Origin of the sequence: Lutibacter profundi, from assembly GCF_001543325.1 — a bacterium.
Classification (GTDB): Bacteria; Bacteroidota; Bacteroidia; order Flavobacteriales; family Flavobacteriaceae; genus Lutibacter; species Lutibacter profundi.
Map to the genome: position 1 here is coordinate 2,723,352 of NZ_CP013355.1, position 24,149 is coordinate 2,747,500.

Consider the following 24,149-nt stretch of genomic DNA (forward strand, 5'->3'; position numbering starts at 1 on the left):
TATTTAAATTAATAGGGGTGTAATTAGTAAAATATGTAAATTTTAGGATATAGACCCTTAATTTTATGGGGTAATTTTTTTTTAATCTAATTTTAAGTTAGCTTTGCACTGTTTAAATAGTGTATTAATTATAAATTACTTAAAATGTCTAAAATTAGATTTCAAGCATTGGCTGTTACTTTAAACAGAAAACCTGTTAAAGTTATTGAAGCTACAAGAAGATCAGATTTATTTGGTGAAAACGTATTTAACGAAAGTACTATGCGCCAATATTTAACTAAAGATGCCTTTAATGGTGTTATGAATGCAATAGATCACGGTACAAAAATTGACCGTAAAATTGCAGATCAAGTTTCTTCAGCAATGAAAGAATGGGCCTTGTCAAAAGGTGTTACACACTATACGCATTGGTTTCAACCGTTAACAGGTGCAACAGCCGAAAAACATGATGCCTTTTTTGAGACCATTGGAGGAGGAATGGCAATTGAAAAATTTGGAGGTAGTCAATTGGTACAACAAGAACCAGATGCGTCAAGTTTTCCAAATGGAGGGATAAGAAATACCTTTGAAGCTCGTGGTTATACTGCTTGGGATCCAACATCACCAGCATTTATTTATGGTACTACTTTAAGTATTCCAACAATATTTGTTGCCTATACAGGTGAAGCTTTAGATCATAAAACACCTTTGCTAAGAGCACTTCAAGCTGTTGATAATGCAGCTACTGCAGTTTGTAAATATTTTGATAAAAATGTAAAAAAAGTGACTTCGTCACTTGGATGGGAACAAGAATATTTTTTAATAGACAAAGCGTTGGCAGATAGTAGACCTGATATTACATTAACAGGTAGAACTTTGTTAGGGCATTCTCCTGCCAAAGGACAACAATTAGACGATCACTATTTTGGCTCAATACCAAGTAGAGCTTTAAATTTTATGCGCGATTTAGAAACAGAATGCATGTTGTTAGGGATTCCTGTAAAAACGCGTCATAATGAAGTCGCTCCAAATCAATTTGAATTAGCTCCTATTTACGAAGAATCAAATTTAGCTGTTGACCATAACTCATTGTTAATGGATTTAATGGGGAAAGTAGCCTCTCGTCATCATCTTAAGGTGTTACTGCATGAAAAACCTTTCGCAGGAATAAATGGTTCAGGAAAACACAATAACTGGTCGTTATCTACCAATACGGGAGTTAATTTACTCAGCCCAGGAAAAACACCTATGAGTAATCTTCAATTCCTTACATTTTTTATAAATACCATTAAGGCTGTTAATGATAATGAAGAATTATTAAGAGCTGTTATTGCATCGGCAAGTAACGATCATAGATTAGGAGCAAATGAAGCACCACCTGCAATAATTTCAGTATTTATTGGAGCGCAATTAACCAAAGTATTGTCTGAATTAGAAGGTGTAACCAACGGCAAGCTTTCGCCTCAAGAAAAAACGGATTTAAAATTAAATGTTGTTGGAAAAATACCAGATGTTTTATTAGATAATACAGATAGAAATAGAACGTCTCCTTTTGCATTTACAGGTAATAAATTTGAATTTAGAGCTGTGGGTTCTACTGCAAATTGTGCAAAGCCAATGAAAGTTTTAAATACCATAGTTGCGAAACAGTTAAAAGAATTTAAAATTGAGGTTGATGCATTAATTGAGGCAAAAGATTTAAAGAAAGATGAAGCAATTTTTAATGTGTTGAGAGAATATATAAAAGCTTCTAAAAAAATATTGTTTGAAGGCAATGGGTATGGTTCAGCATGGGAAATAGAGGCTAAAAAAAGAGGATTAAGTAATAATAAAACAACACCTGAAGCACTTAAAGCAAAAATTTCTGCAAAATCAATTGCATTATTTGAAGAAATGAATGTGATGAGTAAGATAGAAACAACAGCTAGGTATGAGATTGAAATGGAAGAGTATGTGATGCGCATTCAAATTGAAGCACGTGTTTTAGGTGATATTGCAGGCAATCATGTGGTACCAACAGCAATTCGTTATCAAAACTTGTTAATTAAAAATGTAACAGGTTTAAAAGATATTTTTGGAAATGACTTTGAAAAACATGCAGGAGAACAAATACAATTAATTAAACAAATTTCTGGGCATATTGAAGCTATCCATACTAAAATTGATAAAATGATAAATGTTCGTAAAAAAGCGAATAAAATTGATGATGTAGAAGTAAAAGCTGAGGCATATTGTTTTAAGGTGAAACCATATTTCGACGAAATAAGATATCATTGTGATAAATTAGAATTGATGGTGGATGATTCATTATGGCCATTAACAAAATATAGAGAGTTATTGTTTTCGAGATAAACAACAACTTTTCTATTTCCAAAAAAAAACTGCTCTTTTGCAGTTTTTTTTTGATGGTAACATACTTGTTTTTAATCAAAAAAATACAATTTATAACATAAACAGAGTTATCATTTTATAAATAAGAGCTTGTGAAATATTAAAATATAAAGCTTACAATAGAATGATTTTGAAAGAGATTATTTCCATTTGTTTATTAAAATGATCCAATTATTACTTGATACATGTTATTACCCTATTAAAACAGTAGATTATGTAACAAAAGTATCTGTATAGAATAATTTTAAATTACGTAAAAACAGTTACTTATCCTTTGAAAATACTAAAATGATAATTAATTTAGTGGGAGAAATTATAAATATATAGTATTCATATTTATAGTTTCAGAATCCCCAAGATTAAAAAACTCCACGTTTAAACCTCAATTATTTAGTTTCACCCCACTAGTAAACTTATAGAATTAGTTTAGGTTGTTTATTACGTCTTAAATATAGTTCAATTCCTCTATATGTTTACAAAAAATGAAATTTAGTTTAACTTAAAATTAGTATTATGAAAAAATTAGTAATTAGTGTAGCATTTTTAGTTGCTGCAAGTATGACATTCGCTCAAGGTAATAGAAATAATTGTACAGATTGTACAATACCTCAATTAGAATGTTTGGATTGTTCATTTGAACAAATTGAATCAGGGCCACGTGGTGCTGTGATTAACACAAACTTGGTAGACCAAGATGGTGTAGATAACGTAGCAATAGTTGACCAATATGGAGATGGAAACTATTCAACTATTAAACAAGATGGGCAAATGAATATGTATGGTGGTGTTGGAAACGAAGCTTATGTGAATCAATATGGGGTTAAAAACCATTCAGATATTAAACAAGAAGGTAACTACAATTATGGTATAGTAAATCAAAAAGGTTTTAAAAATTATGCAAAACAAGACGTTGGTGTAGGTTGGGCTGAGTATAACTTTGCTTTGGCAAACCAAAGAGGAAAAGGAAACACTTCTTTCCAAAAACAACGTTATGATAACAATGAAGCAGGTGTTGTACAAAGAGGAAAAGAAAACTATGCAGAACAAGATCAAAGCTCAGAAGCAAATATTGTTTGGGGTAGTACAGCTTGGATACACCAGTTTGGTAAAAAAAATGAAGCAAAACAAACCCAAAGAGGTAGTTATAATTTTGCTTTTTCTTTCCAAATGGGAAGATTTAATACTTCAAACGAAAACCAAGTATCTGATGCAGGAGGTTTGTCTTCAAATGACTCTTGGACATATCAATATGGCGCTTGGAATTTATCATGTGTATATCAAGAAGCTACGGGTTCTGGTTACAATTTTTCTGGTGTAGGGCAATGGGGAGAATCTAATGATTCGAATGTAAATCAATTTGCAGATGGAGGTGTCAATTTCAGTTTGGTTGGACAAGGGTTTCTGTTCGGTGGAAACATGAATGTTTCAGAAGTAAATCAAGTTGCAGAAGATGGAGAAAATTATAGCATTGTTTGGCAAGCAAATGGTGATTTAAACGAGTCTGTTGTAGATCAAGAAGCACTTTATGGGGCTAATTTAAGTGGTGTTACTCAATTTGGAACTGAAAATATGTCAGGTGTTACTCAATATGCAGATGGTAATAGCTGGAATGAAAGTCATGTATATCAAGAGGGTTACAATAATTATTCATGTGTAGATCAAAATGCAATAGATGGTTTCAATATAAGCAATGTTTATCAATGGGGTACTGGTAATCGTTCATTTGTAGATCAAGATGCAATTTCTGCTAGTAATACCAGTGATGTGAATCAAGTAGGTAATGCAAACCTTTCTTGTGTAACTCAAGTTGGTATAACTGGCACATCATTTTAGTAGTAACAAACGTATTTAAATAGTATTAAAAATAATAATATTTAAATATTAGTAATGATAAGGAGGGGTGAAAGCCTCTCCTTTTTTATTTTAGACTCATATTTTATAAAATTGAAGGTGTATTTGTTCTTGTAAAATCACTTAACACTTATTAATATATTACAACATACATTTTGTTAAAACGCTTTAAAACAAGTATTTGCACAGCTTTTTTACGCTGGTTTGTATAACTTGTGTAATATTTGTTGCATAAATTACTGTTTGTTAAAGAAAACGTACAATTTGCATATTTTTAGAAGTGAAATTTTTATACACAAGAAATAAAAGCTAATTTAGACCTGTGAAATAATAAACGAATGGTTTATAATTTTATAAAAATTGCAATTAATTACCCCACAGTTTAAACCTCAATTTTTTCCCCAACATTGTAAGTTTATAAAACTTTTTAAGTTTTTGTATGCTAGTGTATACGCATAGATGAAGTTTATTTCCCCTATAAATTTATAATAAAAACTAATTAATTACTAATGTTTAAATTTTATTATTATGAAAAAACAAATTTTATTAGGTGCAGCTTTCTTATTTGCTGCGAGTATGACGTTCGGTCAAACTAATGGTAATCGTGTCGATTGTGACGATTGCTCTATACCGCAAGTAGATTGTTTAGATTGTTCAATAGATCAACTTGTTTCAGGACCACGTGGTGCTGATATTAACACAAGTTTAGTAGACCAAGATGGTGTAGGCAACACAGCAATAGTTGACCAATATGGTGACGGTAACTTTTCTACTGTTAAACAAGATGGGCAAATGAATATGTATGGAGGTGTTGGAAACGAAGCTTATGTGGATCAATATGGTGTTAAAAACCATTCAGATATTAAACAAGAAGGTAACTACAATTATGGTGAAGTTTACCAAGAAGGTTTTAAAAATTATGCAAAACAAGATGTTGGTGTAGGTTGGGCTGAGTATAATGATGCTTTTGCTCATCAATACGGAGAAGAAAACACTTCATTCCAAAAACAACGTTATGATAATAATATGGCGCATGTAGATCAAGAAGGTATAGCAAATTACGCTGAACAAGATCAAAGTTCAGGTGCAAATGGTGCAAATGGTAGTACTGCTTATATTTGGCAATTTGGTACAGAAAACCAAGCAAAACAAATGCAGAGAGGTAGTGATAATAATGCTGTAGCTATTCAAGAAGGTTTTCAAAATACTTCTAGTGAAGATCAAATGTCTGATGCAGGTGGTTCTTCTTGGAACAACTCGTATGTAGACCAATGGGGTGCTTGGAATTTATCATGTGTTTATCAAGATGCTACAGGAAGAGGAGCATATAATGATTCTTTTGTATGGCAAACAGGTGAAAATAATAGTTCGTTTGTAAACCAATATGCTAGGAGGTTTGGTAGTAATGTTAGTAGTGTTGTTCAGAATTGGTTTCTTTATGGTCACGATAATGTTTCAAAAGTAAATCAAGTTGCTATAGCAGGGAGAAATAATAGTGATGTTTGGCAAGAAGGTAGTCACAATATGTCTGTGGTAGACCAATATGCAGTTAGAAGATCTTCTAATACAAGTTCTGTTTATCAATTCGGAGGAGGAAATACATCTGGTGTTGGCCAATATGCTTCAAGTGGCGCTTCTAATGAATCAAATGTTATGCAAAGTGGAGCAGGGAATTATTCTGCTGTAAATCAAAATGCTGAAGGTATTGGTAGTTGGAACGATAGTGATGTATTTCAAGATGGTTATGATAATTATTCATGTGTAGATCAAAATGCTATTGGAGGTTTTAGTAATATGAGTATTGTTTCTCAGATTGGCGATAATAATCAATCATTTGTAGATCAAAATGCTATTACGGCTAGTAATACCAGTAATGTGAATCAAATGGGAAATGGAAATTTATCTTGTGTAACCCAAGTAGGAACAACAGGTACTCCATTTTAGATACTATTATTTTATAATTTTTAAAATAAAATAAATAACAAAAAAGGGGGATAATTCCCCCTTTTTTATTAAATTTGAGATGAGATGAAAAAGTATAGCTACATAACAGTTGTTTTTTACATAATAATAAGTTTTTGTTATTCAAAAAGTGTTGCTCAAGAAGTGTCTTCAAATTTGAATGAGCGAAATTACATACTTACTCAAATACAACTAAACAACAATCCTTCATTAATTTTAGAGAATAAAATATATAGTGAAGCGGAATTATCTGCTCAAAATAGTTCTATAAAGTTAAACCAAATAGGAAATTACAATCAAATAGATATTAAAGCTGATGTAACAGATTCTCAATTGGTAAATCAAATTGGGAACCAAAATAACTACACCTTTATCAATTATTACAACAACACGCCTTCTAATTTTGATATTACGCAACTAGGAAATGCTAATTTTCTTCAAATTTATGGAGAGAATTCAATTATAAAAAATTTAAAAATTGTACAAAAGTCTAATGCTAAAACGATAATTATCCGTAATTATTAAAATGTATCGATGTTTTGAAATCTTCCCACAACAAATTAGTCCTATTTCTTTTATTTATTAGTACTACCTTCTATTGTACTTCTCAAGAAGTTATTACGGCAAAAATAGTATCAAAAGTTGCAGATAACTTAATTGATATTAAAGCCATTGCTCAAAATAATGATGAGACGTTTAAAGATGAGTATTCTTATTTGTTATTTTCGTTAAAAAAAGGAGAAGGAGGTAATTTCTCTAAAAACACACAATCTGGTGTTTTTTCTTTAGAATCAAATGAGCAAAAAGTTTTAACTACATTAAAAATTAACATACAGGAAAAAGAGGAATGTAAAGTATATTTTTATATCAGAAAATCTGGAAATCTTATTTCAAAAGATTCTGTTGTAATTGTTGCCGCTGAAAGTGGCGATAAAAAAGTAATAGAAGAGGATGACTTTGAAATTAAAGGTATTGTTATAGACAATGCAATTACAAAATTAGGAAAAGATTTTCTAGATTACTTTTACCAAGCTTATTTAGTTTCAGGAAACCAATACCCTTTTATTATCACAATTAAAGAAAGGCCTTCTTTTGGGAGAAGTAGTATAATAACATTACAAGTAGACGATACAAAAATTATTGAATTTTACTCAAAGCCTGATGAGGAATACCTTAAAGGGTATGTAAAATCTGCATTACAACGCTTAAAAACATTTGATAAACAACGAAAATTATTATATAAAGATAGAAGAATATAATTATTTTTTAATACATTTAGAATATGAAAAAGCTTCAAAAAATTTTCACAGTTATTATTTTTTTAGTCCCTTGTTTTTTATTTTCACAAAATTTGGTTTACAAGCCAATAAATCCTTTTTTTGGAGGAGATACCTTTAATTATCAGCAATTATTAGCTGCGGCAAATGCTCAAAATGATTTTGAGGAGGATAATGGTTTTAATTTCAGTCAGCCAACAGATTTGGAAAATTTTACTGAAAGTTTAAACAGGCAGTTATTAAATTCTATTTCACAAGATTTATTTCAACAACAATTTGGAGATCAAACATTAACAGTTGGAACTTTTGTTTTTGGTAGTTTAGTGGTTGATGTTTCACCAACATCAGGAGGATTATTGATAAATATTTTAGATACCTCCACAGGAGAACAAACACAAATTACAATACCTAATTAATATTTAGAAATCCCCGTATTTATGAGAAAGATATACCAAGGTGCTATTTTTTTAATACTGTTATCACTTACAAGTTGTGGCGCATTTTTTAATCAACCATTTGATACAGGCAAAGCTAGAATTGGTGAAAATACTTCAAGTGAAAGTATTTTAACAGGAATATTACCCGTAAAAGAAACCGTAGTTGGGGTTTATAAGTTTAGAGATCAAACAGGGCAATACAAACAGGTTGAAAATGGATCTACTTTTAGTACGGCTGTAACTCAAGGAGGAACTTCTATTTTGTTAAAATCATTAGAAGAGTCTAAATGGTTTAACCCAATTGAACGTGAAAATATAGGGAATTTATTAAATGAACGCCAAATAATTCGCGCCACTCGAAAAGAATATGCCAAAAATAGTAAGGATAAGCAAATAACATCAATTCCTCCATTGTTATTTGCAGGGATTATACTTGAAGGAGGTGTAATCTCTTATGATACAAATATAATAACAGGTGGATCAGGAGCAAGATACTTTGGTGCAGGAGGATCTACTCAATATAGAGAAGATAGAATAACAATTTATTTAAGAGCTGTTTCTACCTCTAGTGGAAGAATTTTAAAAAATGTATATGTTTCCAAAACAATATTATCACAAGGCATATCTGCTAACTTATTTAGGTATGTTAATTTAAGAAGGTTGTTGGAAGCCGAAACAGGAGTTACTAAAAATGAACCAGCACAATTGGCGGTTAAAGAGGCAATAGATAAGGCAGTTGAAACATTAATTATAGAAGGAATTATTGATGGTTTATGGACTCCAAAAGGAGGAGAACCCATAGTTAATTTAATTAAAGAAAAATATTTAAAAGAAAAAGAAGCGGCAGCTTCAACAGTACTGTTAGATAGAAAATTAGAAGATAGAAGAGGTAAAGAAGCTGTGAGTTTATCAACTACTTCCAATCAAATAGCAGGAGATTATTCAAATTCAAAATCTCATTTAGGAGCTAATTTAGCTTATAAATTTTACTTAAATAAACCTTCATTAAATTTAAATATTGGTGCAGGTTATTTTCAGTTAGAAAATGAACAAGCTTTTAAAGATGATTTTGTTTCATTTGATGTAAATTTAGAATATAATCTTTTACCATACGACAATGTATCTCCTTTTGTTTACGGGGGTATTGGTACAATTTCAGATGTAAATTTTTCAAATTTATTTGTAAAGTTTCAGTATGGAGTAGGAGTAGAATATTTACCGGTAAACAATTTTGGGATTAAAATTTTTGGAGAGCAAAACCTTTTACTTAGTGATGAACTAGATGGTTTTGTTCAGGGTAAAAGAGATGATTATTATTGGAGAATAGGTGTTGGTTTAAATTTCTATTTAGGAAAACCATACAAAAAGGTAAAGTCAGTAATTTTTGAATAATAAAAAAAATAAAAATGAAAAAAGTATTTAATATTATAATTATACTAACACTAGGTTTATTCATAAATTGTAGTGAAGATACCGTTGATTTAGTTGGTGTAGGAACAATTACTGGTAGGGTTGTAGAGTCAAGTAGTTTTAATCCTATTGAGAATGCAAAAGTATCTTTAAGCCCATCTAATAATACCGTATTTTCAGATGCTGACGGTTATTTTAGGATGGAGGATGTAGAAGCAGGAGATTATTCTGTAAGTGCAACGAAAGAAAGTTATTTAACTAATTTCCAGCCTGCTACAGTTACCACAGATTTAGAAGTAAATGTTATTTTTGAAATGGATGATGATACAGCATTGAATAGACCACCATCTACGCCAGAACTTATTACCCCAATTGATGGTAGTGAAAATCAAGAGCTTTCAATTGAATTGGCTTGGTCTTCAACAGACCCAGATGAAGATACAATTACCTACAGATTAGAATTACAAAACGATTTTGATAATAATATTGTGAAAATTGAAGATATTATTGATACAACGTATGTAATATCAGATTTAAAGTATGGTGTAAAATATTTTTGGCAAATTGCAGCCAATGACAGTATTAATGCAGAAGTATTAAGTACTATTAGTTCTTTTACAACAAAAGCCGATCCTCAAAACAGGTATTTTTATGTGCAAAAGGCAGGAAATAATAACAATATAATATTTTCAGCTGGATATAATGAGGCTGAAACATCAGTAGAAAATGTGGTTCAATTAACAACCGAAGATGTAAATAGTTGGAGACCTAGAAAAAATCAAGCTTCCAATTTAATTGCCTTTTTAAGAACATCAGATAATGAAACACACTTATTTACAATGAATCAAAATGGTTCAAATGTATTTCAAGTTACTTCAGCAGTACCTATTGCAGGAGTTGATATGAATGAGATTGATTACTCTTGGTCATCTAACGGAGATAGGCTATTGTATTCTCATTTTGATAAGCTATATGTAATTAATAAAGATGGTAGTGGTTTGGAACAAATATATCAAACTTTTGACGGAAGTTACATTACAGAAATTGATTGGAGCAATGATGAAAGTATAATTGCCCTTAAAACAAACAATATTGTAGGATATGAAGTTTCTATTTATACAATTGATATGAATGGAAGTATAGTAACAACAGTACTTTCTGGAGTAACAGGAGCAGCTGGTGGTTTAAATTTATCTATAGATAATAATTTGTTAGTGTATACCTACGATGTTTCAGGATATGAAAATGCAAATAACAGACAATTAGAAACACATATTTTTGTTTATGATTTTGCTACTTCGGTTGCTACAGATATATCAGCCTCTAATATTGTTTCAGGAACCAATGATTTAGATCCAAGAATATCTCCAGATGAGGCTCAGGTTATTTTTGTGAATACTTCAAATGATGGTATTTCAGTTAAAAATATTTTTAGAATGGATATTAGTGACGGAAGTAATAGAACGCAACTTTTTACAAATGCTTTTATGCCAGATTGGGAATAATAAAATGTTTACAATATAAGAAAATAGACTGTCTGAAAGATAATAAATTCGTCATTCTGAATTTATTTCAGAATCCCATCAAGTTGATTATCAATTATTATGGGAACCTGAATCAAGTTCAGGTTGGCGTAAATAACACTTTTTAGACAGCTTCCTTTTTATGTTTCACTATATGAAAAAGAAAATCTACTTTTGCATAAAGAACATAACCAAAGTTTGAAATGAGTTCAGAAATAAGTAAGAGGTATAGTTTAAGAGGTGTTTCAGCTTCTAAAGAAGATGTACATAATGCAATTAAAAATGTGGATAAAGGATTATTTTCGAAGGCATTTTGTAAAATTGTACCAGACTATTTAACTAATGATAAAGATTATTGTTTGATAATGCATGCCGATGGAGCAGGAACAAAATCATCTTTAGCTTATGTGTACTGGAAAGAGACAGGAGATATTTCGGTTTGGAAAGGTATAGCCCAAGATGCTTTAATTATGAATATTGATGATTTAATTTGTGTTGGAGCTACTACTAATATTATGCTGTCATCTACAATTGGTCGTAATAAAAATTTAATACCGGGTGAAGTAATTTCTGAAATTATAAATGGTACCGAAGAATTATTACAAGATTTAAAAAAGTTTGGAGTAGAAATTCATTCAACAGGTGGTGAAACTGCCGATGTAGGAGATTTGGTAAGAACTATTATTGTAGATTCTACAGTAACTGCTCGAATGAAAAGAGTAGATGTTATTGATAACGCTAATATTGAAGTAGGTGATGTTATTGTAGGTTTGGCTTCTTTCGGACAGGCAACTTACGAAAATGAATATAACGGAGGTATGGGCTCCAACGGATTAACATCTGCACGTCATGACGTGTTTCATAAATATTTGGTAGATAAATACCCAGAAAGTTTTGATGCTGCTGTGCCAGAAGATTTAGTGTATTCAGGAAATGTAAAACTAATGGATAAAGTTGAAAATTTACCTATAAACGCAGGTAAATTAGTATTGTCACCAACAAGAACGTATGCGCCAATTATTAAAGAAATTCTTAAAAAGTTTACAGCAAAAGAAATTCACGGAATGGTGCATTGTAGTGGAGGAGCACAAACAAAAATACTTCATTTTATAGATAATTTACATATTATTAAAGATAATATGTTTGCCATACCACCTTTGTTTAAATTAATTCAAGAGCAAAGTAAAACCGATTGGGAAGAAATGTATCAAGTGTTTAATTGTGGGCATAGAATGGAATTATATGTACCTTCTGAAATTGCAAATGACATTATTAGTATTTCAAAAAATTTCAATGTTGATGCACAAATTATTGGAAGGGTAGCAGCTTCAGAAACTAAAAAACTAACTATAAAAAGTGAGTTTGGTACATTTAAATATTAACGAGTATAACCTTTAATTAAAGTATTATTTATTATTGTGTAGGTGTAATCAATTTTCAGCTCTTTAGGAATATCATTATCTAAAATAATAATTGTTTTTTCTAGTTTTAAAGTGTTTAAAATTGTTTGTAAATGACTTGCAGTTTTAAGATTTAAACCTTCAAAAGGGCGGTCAATAATAAGTATTGGTTTGTTGGTTAAAAGAGCTCTACAATACATTAATAACTTTTTTTGCCCACTTGTAAGTTTGCTTCCTAAATCACCTATTGAATCTTGTAACTCTAGTTTGTTATTGTTAGTTTCAAATTGCTGTATATTTTCTAAAATTTCACGAACCTTAATTTTCCTTTCTTTTGATTTATTATACGAAATAGCTTCATAAACTGTTCTTCCATATAAGGAAAATTCATCAGAAATCACAGTTATATTTTTACGGATAGTTTTTTCCGATAATTCATTAGAAGTATATTCTCCGTAATTTATTACCCCTTTTGTAGGTTTATAAATTTTTAGCAATAGTTTAATAAATGTATTTTTACCAGTTCCTGATTCACCTATTATAAGTGTAAGTTTTTTAGGGTATAATGTAATATCTAGCTTATCAAAAACCTGATTATTTGAATTTGGGTAGCTAAAAGAAACATTTTTAAAACATATTTTTTTTTCAGCAAGGTTTATTTTTTTAAAAGAGATGCTATTTTCGGCGTCTAATGAAAATATGTTTAGTAGTTTTTCAAATGAAATATTTCCTAACTTCCAAGTAATGCTAACTCTTAGCGTACGTCTTAAAATAGGAAGAAATGATATAATTAATAAAATTAAAATTAATAAAGAAGACCCATTAAAAATAGCACCTTCATTGGTTTTCAAATAATATACATACCACATTAATAAAGCTAACATTAAGTATGTTATTGCTGGAATAATGGATTGAATTGCGCTTATGGTTTGTTGATATTTTTTACCAATAGTGTATATGTTTTCTGAACGTTTAATATATTTATTTTTTTCAGGAGTGTATTTATTAAATGCTTTTATAGACTGTATTGCTCGTAATCGGGTATTTACAAAAGTTAACATTGCTGATCGTTGATTTCTTCGGCTTACAGATATATTGTAAAGAATGTTATTTATGAAAAACAACATGAGTATAGAAATACCTATAGAAATTGCAACAATTAAACCAAAATAGAAATTGATATAAGAAATTGTTACAACAAGAATTATTATTAAAATAAGGTCTTGTGTAAACTTAAATAAACCATTAGTTATATAGTTTTGGATACTTTTTAAATCGCCACTATATCTTAGTAAATATTTTCCAATTCCTTTTTGATCGTAGATAGGCGTATCTATATGAAGTTGATGTTCAAAAAGTTGCTCTCTAAGACTTTTAGTAAAACGTTCTCCAATAATAGAAATTACATACCTATTAACAAATTCAAAAACAAAACGAATTAAAACAAGACCAATAAAGAATAATAAAAAATTATTAAAACTTTCAGTATTTATAAATGGCATTGATTCTAATAATTTTAAACGTTTTGACGAGAACCCAAAGTTAAATTCATAAAAACGCCCTAGACTAATAGGAATTAATAATAGTATAATATTATAGCATAAACCACTTGTAAATGCTATAATTACAAGGGATTTATTACTTTTTATAAATTCAGCTATTAACTGCCATTTTGTTTTCAAACTTTAAATATTTTACGTTTTGTTCTAATGTATTAATTATTTCTCTCGATGTCAAATTTTCTTTGGTTAAAACAGTATAATTAGATTTTTCTTTTACTTCATTTATTAATAAAGGGCTTACAGTGAAAAGACCTGTTACTCCTATTATGTTACAACCTAACTCTGTAAGCATATTTGCTCCAGCAATAGCACTCATACTATCTAGTGATGAAAATAAAGCACCTGATATTTTACTCATAAACTCTTTATTATTAATTAGCGCATGAGTTTCTCTTTGTAATAATCCGTCTGCAATTTCAACAATAATATATTCAGGATTGTGAGGCCTTACTTGTTCAATTAAATGTTTGTATAAACTTATAATTTCCTCTGTAGAGCACATATAGGTGGAAGGAAATCCAAAATAAGAAAAATCTAAAGAAATATTTGCACCGTAATCTCTAACCATGTTTTTATCTTTGGTGTAAACAGTTCCTGTTAATTTGATAAATGCAATTTTTTTACGCGCTAGTTTTAAACCTCTAGCTAAAAATGCGGCGGAAGAGGTTTTACCGCTATCCATACTTGTGCCTAATGATAATATAACTTTGTGATGTTTATTTAATGGAATAGACTTGTAAGTTGTAGTTGCGTTATTTAAGTATTTAGTATTAATTACACTACCATTTTCATTAACAATGTAGCCAACTAAACTTAGTGAAGTAGGCCCAACCAATTCAAATTTAGCATGCATATTTTTTAATATTCCTATAGCTCCTCCTTGTCCTAAAATATGATATGTATTATGATAACAATTGGGTATAAAACCTTCCATTTGCTCAGTGGCATATCTATTTCCAAAAGCTGCCATAATTAAATCTCCAGGCAAAATATACTTATTGTTACCTGTTGTAGATTGAATTCGAGTGTGCTTTCCTATTTCTTTTACTTTAAAAATAGCCACATCACCTGCTTTAGGCATATAAGTTTTTTTAATCTCCTTATTTATAATAGAACTAGTTACGTTTTTACAAATAATAGTTTTTTTAATTTTATTTGAATTAATTTTATGTAGTTTCATAATTATTGAGATACTTAGAAGTTAATTAATTTTAAAAGAGAGGCTTAATCCTAACACTGAATAATCATTATCAGAAAGTTCTTCGGTGTTAAATTCATTTTGTGAAATATAGTAGAGAGAAACTCTCATTCTAGAAGCTGAAATAGGCTTGAAACTTAGGCCGGTTTTAAGCCGAGACCTTTTAATTCCAGAGGAGATTACACCTCCACTATAATTAAAAAACTGTCCTTCAATATATGGTGAAAGGCTAGATTTTCTCACATTATATCCTATTCTAGCTGAATAGATTGTTCTTGTTTTATATTTATCTAAATCTGTATAGAAATATTGAAATTCAATTTTATGTTTCAATGTTAGACGTTTTACAATATTGTGTTTGTAGGAAAAATTACCATAAATTCTGTCTACTGTTAATTTGTTAAACCAACTGTCAGTAGCTCCTTGTCTTCTTAATGAATTTGAATCGTTAAAAAGCCCTTTCACATAACCACCACCTATATAGGTTCTTCTCTTTAATTTATAAGATAGTGCTATTTTTGTTTGTGAAAAACTGTAATTACTAGGTGAAGCGTTGTATGCTAAAAGTTCACTTAATTTGATTTTTAACTTTTCATTTACTTTGTAGGTTACACTTATTCCTGACCATAGTTTTAAATTATTTGTAAGGTCTTGAGAGTAAGAATTTGAAGTAAAACTAGAAGAGATAATTACAATTATTAAAAGGGTTCTAATAGTTTTTAGGGGTGATTTATTCATTTTTTGGTTGTTATTGATTTGAATTAAAGGATTATACAACTGTTAAACAATTAACTATTAAAAAACCCTACCATAAAAATTTTAAAAAATATAAATAAAATCAATTGAATATTTTTATGGTTGATTACCAGTTGTTTAAGAGGAGGTGTAATTCTTAATAAGAAAGTTATAAGAAAATATTGTAAATTTGCAATCCAATTAAAAAAATAAATGTTAGATAAATTAAGAATTATAAAGCAACGATTTGATGAAGTTTCGGATTTAATAATTCAACCCGATATTATTTCAGATCAAAAGAGATATATAAAAATTAATAAGGAGTATAAAGATTTAAGTGCGGTAATGAAAGTAGGAGATGAGTATATTTCCTTGTTGAATAATATTGAAGAAGCCAAAGAAATTATTGCAGATGGGACTGATGAAGAAATGACTGAAATGGCCAAAATGGAGTTAGAGGAGGCAACTAGTCGTTTACCAAAATTAGAAGATCAAATTAAATTTATGTTAATACCAAAAGACCCTGAAGACTCTAAAAATGTGATTGTTGAAATTAGGGCAGGCACAGGAGGTGATGAAGCGAGTATTTTTGCTGGAGATTTGTATAGAATGTATACAAAATATTGTTCAGACAAAGGTTGGAAAACGGAAATAGAAGATTTGAGTGAAGGAACTTCAGGCGGATTTAAAGAAATTATTTTTAGCGTAACAGGTACCGATGTTTATGGAGACATGAAATTTGAATCAGGAGTACATCGTGTACAGCGTGTTCCTCAAACTGAAACACAAGGCCGTGTGCATACTTCAGCAGCAACCGTTATGGTATTGCCAGAAGCAGAAGAATTTGACGTAGAATTAAAACCAAGTGATATTAGAGTAGATTATTTTTGTTCTTCAGGACCTGGTGGGCAATCTGTTAATACAACCTATTCTGCAGTTAGGTTAACACACATACCTTCAGGGTTAGTTGCTCAATGCCAAGATCAAAAATCGCAGCATAAAAACAAGGATAAAGCAATGAAAGTTTTACGTTCTCGTTTATATGAACAAGAATTAGAGAAAAAATTAGCAGCAGATTCAGCAAAGCGAAATTCACTTGTTGCTAGTGGTGATCGTTCTGCAAAAATTAGAACCTATAATTATCCTCAAGGCCGTGTTACGGAACATAGAATAGGATTAACCCTCTATGATTTATCAAACGTAATTAATGGTGATATTCATAAAATTATTGATGAATTAAAACTGGCTGAAAATACAGCTAAATTAAAAGAACTTGGTGAAGTTTTGTAAAATAAACATTTTTAAACTAAAAAATCCCGAACAAACGTTCGGGATTTTTTATATATAAGCAAGAAATTAAAATTTTATTTTACGGTATCTACAATTGCCTTAAAAGCTTCTGGGTTATTCATAGCTAAATCTGCAAGAACCTTACGATTCAATTCAATATTATTAGCTTTAACTTTTCCCATAAACTGTGAGTAAGACATTCCATACTGACGAACTCCAGCGTTAATACGTAGAATCCATAAAGCACGAAAAGTTCTCTTTTTATTTTTTCGATCTCTATAAGAATATAACATTCCTTTTTCAACCGCATTTTTTGCTACTGTATAAACGTTTTTTCTACGTCCAAAGTAACCCTTTGCTTGCTTCAATATCTTTTTTCTTTTAGCTCTTGAAGCAACTGAATTTACTGATCTTGGCATAATTTCATTTGTTTTTTGTAGTAGGCGTCAAATAATATGTTTGAACTTGCATTAGCTCTACTCCAAGGTTAATAATTAAATTCCCTGTAACTTTATTATTTTAAAGTTAACTGTTGTAAAATGTTAGCTCTATCTGATTTGTGTACCAAACCATCATGTGTTAACCTTAATTTACGTTTTTTGCTTTTTTTAGTCAAAATATGACTTTTAAAAGCATGCTTTCTTTTAATTTTTCCAGAACCTGTAAGCTTAAAACGCTTTTTAGCACTAGATTTTGTTTTCATTTTAGGCATCTTTCTTCTACTTTTTATCTTGCTTATTATTTTTAAATGCTAAATGTTATTTCAGTTTTCGCATTTTTTATATTTTTTCTTCGGGTGCAAAAGTAAGCCTTTAATTGGGTTACTAAGTGTATTCGAAGTATTATTTCTTTTTAGGAGCTAAATACATAATCATACGTTTACCTTCTAATTTAGGCATTTGCTCTACTTTTCCATATTCTTCAAGTTCAGTTGCTAATCTTAAAAGTAATATATGTCCTTGATCTTTGTAAATAATAGATCTACCTTTAAAAAACACAAATGCTTTTAATTTAGCACCATCTTGTAAAAATTTAATAGCATGTTTCTTTTTAAATTCAAAATCATGCTCATCAGTATTTGGACCAAACCTAATTTCTTTAACAACTACTTTACTAGCCTTAGATTTTTGAGCTTTCTCTCTCTTTTTTTGTTCATAAAGAAATTTTTTATAGTCTATTATTTTACAAACAGGCGGCTTTGCTTTGGGAGATATCTCAACCAAATCTAGTTCTTGTTCTCTAGCAAGTGATTTAGCTTTAGAAATTGAATACACACCAACTTCTACGTTATCACCTACTAACCGTACTTCATCAACATATGTAATTTTCTCATTAATTCTATGTTGATCTTCTTTGATTACTCTCCAAGGTCTTCTTCCCCCTGATCTTCTTTTAATTGCTATGGCTCTAAAATTTAAATTAAACTAAAATTGCTCTAATGTACTATTAATTTCTTTATTTAATAACGAAATAAATTCGTTTGTTGTAATTGTTCCTTTGTCTCCTTCACTTTGCTTTCTTACAGAAACTGTACCATTTTCTTCTTCCTTTTCACCAATAATTAACATAAATGGTATCTTATTCAATTCAGCATCTCTAATTTTTCTGCCAGTTTTCTCATTTCTATCATCTATAAGGGCGCGAATTTCGGAATTTTCTAACAAATGTAAAACTTTTTCGGCATATTTTTGATATTTATCGCTAATTGGTAAAATAATAACCTGTTCTGGAGTTAGCCAAAGCGGAAATTTCCCCGCTGTATGTTCTAATAATACAGCTATAAATCGTTCCATAGAACCAAATGGTGCTCTGTGAATCATTACAGGTCTGTGCAATTTATTGTCTGCACCTTTATAAGTTAAATCAAACCTTTCAGGTAAATTGTAATCAACTTGAATTGTTCCTAACTGCCAACTTCTACCTAAAGCATCTTTTACCATAAAATCTAATTTAGGACCGTAAAAAGCTGCCTCTCCATATTCAACAATATAATCTAGGCCTTTTTCTTTTACAGCATTTAAAATGGCATTTTCTGCCTTTTGCCAATTCTCGTCACTACCTATGTATTTATCACTATTTTCTTTGTCTCTAAGAGAAACTTGTGTAGTAAAATTTTCAAAACTGAGTGATTTGAATACATACAACACCAAATCAATAACAGATTTGAATTCTTCATTTAATTGTTCAGGAGTACAAAATATATGTGCATCATCTTGCGTAAATCCTCTTACTCGTGTTAATCCGTGTAATTCACCACTTTGTTCATATCTATAAACCGTACCAAATTCAGCAAAACGCTTCGGTAATTCTTTGTATGAATATGGCTTGTGATTGTAAATTTCACAATGATGTGGACAGTTCATAGGTTTTAATAAAAACTCTTCACCTTCTTTAGGGGTATGTATTGGCTGAAAACTATCTTCTCCATATTTTGCATAGTGACCTGAAGTTACATACAGCTCTTTTTGTCCAATATGAGGTGTAATCACCATCTCATATCCAGCTTTTTTTTGTGCTTTTTTTAGGAAATTCTCTAATCGCTCTCTTAATGCAGCCCCTTTTGGAAGCCAAAGAGGTAGCCCTTGACCAACTTTTGCAGAAAAGGTAAATAATTCCAATTCTTTTCCAAGTTTTCGGTGATCTCGTTTTTTAGCTTCTTCTAATAAGGCTAAATATTCTGTAAGCATTTTTTGTTTTGGAAAAGAGATGCCGTAAACACGTGTTAATTGATTATTTTTTTCATCGCCTCGCCAATATGCTCCTGCAACACTCATTATTTTTACAGCTTTAATAATGCCGGTGTTAGGTATATGCCCACCACGACATAAATCTGTAAAGTCTGAATGATCACAGAAAGTAATTTCACCATCAGTTAAGTTTTCAATTAATTCAACTTTATATTGATTGTTTTGACTTTTATAAAGGTTCAATGCATCTTCTTTTGAAACTTCACGCATTTTAAACTCATGTTTGCCACGAGCAAATTCAAGCATTTTTTGTTCAATAGTTTTAAAGTCTTTATCTGAAATTACATTTTCGCCTAAATCAACATCGTAATAAAAGCCATTTTCAATTGCAGGACCTATGGTTAATTTAACGTTTGGATAAAGTGATGTAATAGCTTGGGCGAGTACATGTGCAGAAGAATGCCAAAAAGTTTTTTTACCCTCAACATCATTAAATGTATATAGCACCAAACTTCCATCTTCATTAAGAGGTGTAGAGGTTTCAACGGTTTTATCATTAAACTTGGCTGAAATTACATTTCTAGCAAATCCTTCACTAATGCTTTTAGCCACATCCATTGGAGTGCTTCCTTTTTTATACTCTTTAATTGTTCCGTCAGGTAACGTTATTTTAATCATATTTTTTTATTGATTTGCAAAGATATTAGAAAACTATTAAATGCGCAATATGTTACTAAGTATTTGAAGTCTTATATTTATAAAATCATTTTAATTTAAGAATACTCAAGAAACTTTTTCACTAAAAAAACTATAATATTTTTTATATCTCAAAATCACACTACATTTGAAAAGCTTTATGTAAAGTAAAAAAACAAAAAATGTAAAATATTAACAGTTAAAAACGTAGTGATAAATAGAGAAAATTTAGTAGAAAAAATTGACAAACGAGAGGTAATTTGGGATGTTATTGTTATTGGTGGAGGCGCTTCGGGTTTAGGAATAGCAATTGAAGCTGTTACAAGAGGATATAAAACATTGCTTTTAGAACAATATGATTTTACAAAGGGTACTTCAAGTAGAAGTACGAAATTGGTTCATGGAGGAGTTCGATATTTAGCTCAAGGGAATATTTCTTTAGTGCTTGAATCTTTAAAAGAAAGAGGATTACTGCAAAAAAATGCGCCACACTTAGTGTCTAATCTTGCCTTTTTAATTCCTTCGTACACTTGGTGGGGAATACCATTTTATACTATTGGGTTAATTTTATACGATTTGTTAGCTGGAAAACTAACTTTTGGAAAGTCAAAACCACAATCAAAGGCAAAAACATTGGCTAAAATCCCAACGTTAATCAAAAAGAATTTAAGAGGAAGTGTATTGTATCATGATGGACAGTTTGACGATTCAAGGTTGGGATTGAATATGGCTCAAACAATAATTCAAAAGGGAGGTACAGCTATAAACTATGTGAAAGTTTGTGGGTTTTTGAAAGAAAAAGGTATTATTAGTGGCGTTAAAGCTCAAGATTTTGAAACAAAAATTGAGTATAAAATCAAAGCAAAAACAGTAATTAACGCAACAGGTATTTTTGTTGATGAAATTTTACAAAAAGACAACCCAAAAGCTAAAGATATTGTAAAACCTAGTCAAGGTGTACACTTAATTCTGAATAAAGAATTTTTACCAAATAATTATGGTTTAATGATACCCAAAACAAAAGATGGAAGAGTTTTATTTGCTGTGCCTTGGCATAATAAAGTTATTTTAGGAACAACAGATGTATTAAAAGAAGTTTCGGTAATTGAGCCTAAAGCTACAGATGAAGAAATTAATTTTATTTTAGAAACAGCTGGAAGATATTTAACTAAGAATCCAACGCGAAAAGATATAAAAAGTGTTTTTGCGGGTCTTAGGCCTTTGGCTATCCCAAAAAAGAAAGGAAAGAAAACAAAAGAAATTTCTAGAGGTCATAAAATTTATAAATCTCAATCAGATTTAATTACTATAATTGGAGGTAAATGGACAACATACCGTCAAATGGGGCAAGACGTTATTAATAAAATGGAATTTATTAAAAAATTACCAAAAAAAAACTCGATAACATCTTCTTTACATTTGTATGGATATAAAGAGAAGACAGATTTTAAAGATTTACTTTACTTTTATGGTTCAGATATAATTTATATTAAAGAATTAATTTTATCGAACCCAACGTTAGATGAATGGGTAAGTGAAATTTTACAAATAAAAAAAGCACAAGTTGTTTGGGCTTGTAAAAATGAAATGGCTAGAACGGTTGAAGATGTTTTAGCAAGAAGAACAAGAGCTTTGTTTTTAGATGCTAAAGAAAGTATTAGAATGTCCCCAATAGTTGCTAAAATTATGGCCAATGAATTGGGCAAAAACAAAGAGTGGGAAAATACACAAATAGAAAAATATACAGCGTTGGCAAATAGCTATTTCATAAAATAAAAACCGTATGATTAAACTTTTGAGACAATCACCTGATAAAAAAATAATACCTAAAGAAAAGATTGATGAAAAGTATAAAAAAATGCGTTTGCGGGTATTTTTTGGTATTTTTGTGGGGTATGCAGGCTACTATTTAGTTCGTAAAAACTTTGCTTTGGCTATGCCAGATTTAGTAGAGCAAGGGTTTTCAAAATTAGAATTAGGATTTGCCTTATCAGGCGTTGCAATTGCATATGGTTTGAGTAAATTTTTAATGGGTAATGTATCTGATAGAAGTGATGCTCGAAAATTTATGCCAATAGGCTTATTAATGTCTGGATTTATTATGATAACCATGGGAGTTTTCCCTTTTGCAACTTCTTCAGTAACTATCATGTTTATATTACTACTATTTAATGGTTGGTTTCAAGGAATGGGGTGGCCTCCAAGTGGAAGAATTATGGTACAGTGGTTTTCTATTAGGGAAAGAGGTACTAAAATGTCTTTTTGGAATACAGCACACAATATTGGAGGCGGATTAATAGGTCCATTAGCTATCTTAGGTGTAGCACTATTTAACGATTGGCACGCAAAATTTTATTTACCGGGTATAATTGCCGTTTTTATAGCGGGAATTATTTATGTAACACTTAGAGATAGGCCAGGAGTTGTAGGCTTACCATCAATTGAAGAGCACAAAAATGATTACCCTGAAGTTATTGAGGGTGTAAATCAAAATATATCAATTTCTGCAAAAGAAATTTTTGCAAAATATATTTTTAAAAATAGACTTTTATGGTTTATAGCTATTGCAAATGTATTTGTTTATTTAGTTAGGTATGGTGTGCTAGACTGGGCTCCTACATATTTAAAAGAAGTTAAAAGTTTCTCATTAGAAGAGTCAGGATGGGCATATTTTTTATATGAATGGGCAGGAATTCCAGGGACTATTATAGCTGGTATTGTTAGTGATAAATGGTTTAAGGGTAAACGGGCTCCGGTAAGTATAATTTATATGGTATTGGTTTTAATTTCAGTAGTAATATATTGGAAAAATCCGCCTGAAAACCCGTTAATTGATAATATTGCACTTGTAGCCATAGGTTTCTTAATTTACGGGCCAGTTATGTTAATAGGAGTTCAAGCTTTAGATTTAGTACCTAAAAATGCAGCAGGAACAGCCGCAGGATTTACGGGGTTGTTTGGGTACTTAGGAGGTGCTTTAACAGCGAATATTGCAATGGGATATTTAATAGATAATTATGGTTGGGGAAGTAGTTTTTGGCTACTTATTGCAGCCTGCATACTTTCCATAATATTTATAGGTTTTACTTGGACAATAGAAAATAAAAATCACAACTTAAAAAAAATGAAAAATGAAAATATGTAAAAAAATAAGATTGCTGTTAATTTTCACATTAATATTTACAAGTTGTAATTATGAATCAAAAAAAGAAATACAAAAAAAAGAAGTGAATACTATTACAGAAATTAGTACACAGGCAAAAAAAGTTCGAGATTATTTAAATAAAAATATTGTAATCGCTCATAGAGGTAGTACATACTGGGCGCCAGAAGAAACAGAACCAGCTTTTTTATGGGCGCGGAATATTGGGGCAGATTATTTAGAGTTAGATGTTCAATTAACGAAGGATAGCATCTTAGTAGCTTTTCATGATAATAATTTAAAAAGAACAACAAATGTTTCGGAAGTATTTCCCAAAAGGATGAATGCTGAAATTAGAAAGTTTACTTTAAAAGAATTAAGAAGTTTAGATGCTGGAAGTAAGTTTAATCAAAATAATCCTGATAGAGCTAAAAACAGTTATAAAGGTCTTAAAATACTAACCTTTAAAGATGTTTTAATGATTGCAGAAGGGTATAGAATAAAAAAAAATAAAGGAGTTCCAGTTAAAGAAATAGTCAGAAATGTATGGACAGGTAATTATTTATATGAAAAAGACCCTAATGATAATGGTAATAGGCCGGGAATATA

General features: G+C 30.2%; 20 protein-coding genes (1 of these 20 only partly in view). 13 read left to right on the plus strand and 7 right to left on the minus strand.

Translation table 11 applies throughout. The features are described from left to right. Nucleotides 1–144: 144 nt before the first annotated feature. From Lupro_RS12010 to Lupro_RS12050, 9 genes are all read left to right on the plus strand, one after another. Nucleotides 145–2,331, plus strand: a complete 2,187-nt coding sequence (locus Lupro_RS12010; protein WP_068210698.1) for a glutamine synthetase III family protein — start codon at nt 145–147, stop codon at nt 2,329–2,331. Nucleotides 2,332–2,883: 552 nt separating this feature from the next. After that, nucleotides 2,884–4,203: a hypothetical protein gene (locus tag Lupro_RS12015; RefSeq protein WP_068210701.1), complete on the plus strand. Its 1,320-nt coding sequence runs from the start codon at nt 2,884–2,886 to the stop codon at nt 4,201–4,203. A 546-nt stretch (nt 4,204–4,749) separates the two neighbouring features. Further along, the gene (locus tag Lupro_RS12020) at nt 4,750–6,165 is read left to right on the plus strand and encodes a hypothetical protein (protein WP_068210705.1); all 1,416 of its coding nucleotides are present in this window, start codon (nt 4,750–4,752) and stop codon (nt 6,163–6,165) included. A gap of 84 nt (nt 6,166–6,249) precedes the next feature. Next, nucleotides 6,250–6,708 carry a hypothetical protein gene (locus tag Lupro_RS12025; protein WP_068210708.1) on the plus strand — a complete coding sequence of 153 codons (459 nt, stop codon included), beginning with the start codon at nt 6,250–6,252 and terminating at the stop codon, nt 6,706–6,708. A gap of 14 nt (nt 6,709–6,722) precedes the next feature. Continuing rightward, a complete protein-coding gene (locus tag Lupro_RS12030) occupies nt 6,723–7,442 on the plus strand; it encodes a CsgE family curli-type amyloid fiber assembly protein (RefSeq protein WP_068210711.1) in 720 nt (239 codons plus the stop codon). Between the two features lie 23 nt (nt 7,443–7,465). Next, entirely contained in the window at nt 7,466–7,876 is a 411-nt protein-coding gene (locus Lupro_RS12035; RefSeq protein ID WP_068210714.1) for a curli production assembly/transport component CsgF, read from the plus strand. Between the two features lie 21 nt (nt 7,877–7,897). Continuing rightward, nucleotides 7,898–9,289 (plus strand): CsgG/HfaB family protein, encoded by a 1,392-nt coding sequence (locus Lupro_RS12040; protein WP_068210717.1) that lies wholly within the window; start codon nt 7,898–7,900, stop codon nt 9,287–9,289. A gap of 14 nt (nt 9,290–9,303) precedes the next feature. After that, the gene (locus Lupro_RS12045) at nt 9,304–10,812 is read left to right on the plus strand and encodes a carboxypeptidase regulatory-like domain-containing protein (protein ID WP_068210722.1); all 1,509 of its coding nucleotides are present in this window, start codon (nt 9,304–9,306) and stop codon (nt 10,810–10,812) included. 221 nt (nt 10,813–11,033) lie between these two features. After that, nucleotides 11,034–12,212, plus strand: a complete 1,179-nt coding sequence (locus tag Lupro_RS12050; protein ID WP_068210725.1) for an AIR synthase related protein — start codon at nt 11,034–11,036, stop codon at nt 12,210–12,212. Here the strand turns inward: Lupro_RS12050 and Lupro_RS12055 are convergent. Genes Lupro_RS12055 through Lupro_RS12065 form a run of 3 tightly spaced genes read right to left on the minus strand, consistent with a single transcriptional unit; the run spans nt 12,209 to nt 15,728 of the window. After that, on the minus strand, nt 12,209–13,912 hold the full coding sequence (locus Lupro_RS12055; RefSeq protein ID WP_068210728.1) for an ABC transporter transmembrane domain-containing protein: 1,704 nt from the start codon (nt 13,910–13,912) through the stop codon (nt 12,209–12,211). The two genes, Lupro_RS12050 and Lupro_RS12055, sit on opposite strands and share 4 nt — an antisense overlap. Further along, complete coding sequence (locus tag Lupro_RS12060) at nt 13,884–14,972, minus strand: hypothetical protein (protein WP_068210731.1); 1,089 nt, start codon at nt 14,970–14,972, stop codon at nt 13,884–13,886. The genes Lupro_RS12055 and Lupro_RS12060 overlap by 29 nt, the downstream gene beginning before the upstream one ends. Nucleotides 14,973–14,993: 21 nt before the next feature. After that, nucleotides 14,994–15,728, minus strand: coding sequence for a DUF2490 domain-containing protein (locus Lupro_RS12065; protein WP_068210734.1), 735 nt, complete (start codon nt 15,726–15,728; stop codon nt 14,994–14,996). A gap of 210 nt (nt 15,729–15,938) precedes the next feature. Here Lupro_RS12065 and prfA point away from each other — a divergent pair, with 210 nt between their 5' ends. Next, nucleotides 15,939–17,015, plus strand: a complete 1,077-nt coding sequence (gene prfA / locus Lupro_RS12070; protein WP_068210737.1) for a peptide chain release factor 1 — start codon at nt 15,939–15,941, stop codon at nt 17,013–17,015. A 74-nt stretch (nt 17,016–17,089) separates the two neighbouring features. Here the strand turns inward: prfA and rplT are convergent, their stop codons facing one another. The 4 genes from rplT to thrS all read right to left on the minus strand — a co-directional run bounded on the left by rplT (nt 17,090) and on the right by thrS (nt 20,380). Further along, a complete protein-coding gene (gene rplT, locus Lupro_RS12075) occupies nt 17,090–17,434 on the minus strand; it encodes a 50S ribosomal protein L20 (RefSeq protein ID WP_068210738.1) in 345 nt (114 codons plus the stop codon). 95 nt (nt 17,435–17,529) lie between these two features. Then, nucleotides 17,530–17,727 carry a 50S ribosomal protein L35 gene (gene rpmI, locus Lupro_RS12080; protein WP_068210741.1) on the minus strand — a complete coding sequence of 66 codons (198 nt, stop codon included), beginning with the start codon at nt 17,725–17,727 and terminating at the stop codon, nt 17,530–17,532. Nucleotides 17,728–17,857: 130 nt separating this feature from the next. Beyond that, nucleotides 17,858–18,373: a translation initiation factor IF-3 gene (gene infC, locus Lupro_RS12085; protein WP_257721012.1), complete on the minus strand. Its 516-nt coding sequence runs from the start codon at nt 18,371–18,373 to the stop codon at nt 17,858–17,860. A gap of 66 nt (nt 18,374–18,439) precedes the next feature. Further along, nucleotides 18,440–20,380, minus strand: a complete 1,941-nt coding sequence (gene thrS, locus Lupro_RS12090; RefSeq protein ID WP_068210746.1) for a threonine--tRNA ligase — start codon at nt 20,378–20,380, stop codon at nt 18,440–18,442. Between the two features lie 228 nt (nt 20,381–20,608). Here thrS and Lupro_RS12095 point away from each other — a divergent pair, with 228 nt between their 5' ends. The 3 genes in view from Lupro_RS12095 to Lupro_RS12105 are tightly spaced (at most 7 nt apart) and all read left to right on the plus strand, a layout consistent with a single transcriptional unit that may run on beyond the window. Next, nucleotides 20,609–22,174, plus strand: coding sequence for a glycerol-3-phosphate dehydrogenase/oxidase (locus Lupro_RS12095; protein ID WP_227807446.1), 1,566 nt, complete (start codon nt 20,609–20,611; stop codon nt 22,172–22,174). A 7-nt stretch (nt 22,175–22,181) separates the two neighbouring features. Beyond that, on the plus strand, nt 22,182–23,543 hold the full coding sequence (gene glpT, locus Lupro_RS12100; RefSeq protein ID WP_068210749.1) for a glycerol-3-phosphate transporter: 1,362 nt from the start codon (nt 22,182–22,184) through the stop codon (nt 23,541–23,543). Next, nucleotides 23,530–24,149, plus strand: the 5' portion of a protein-coding gene (locus Lupro_RS12105; protein ID WP_068210752.1) for a glycerophosphodiester phosphodiesterase family protein. It continues 553 nt past the right edge of the window; only the first 620 of its 1,173 coding nucleotides appear in the window; its start codon is at nt 23,530–23,532; its stop codon lies off the right edge, out of view. Before glpT ends, Lupro_RS12105 begins: the two co-directional genes overlap by 14 nt.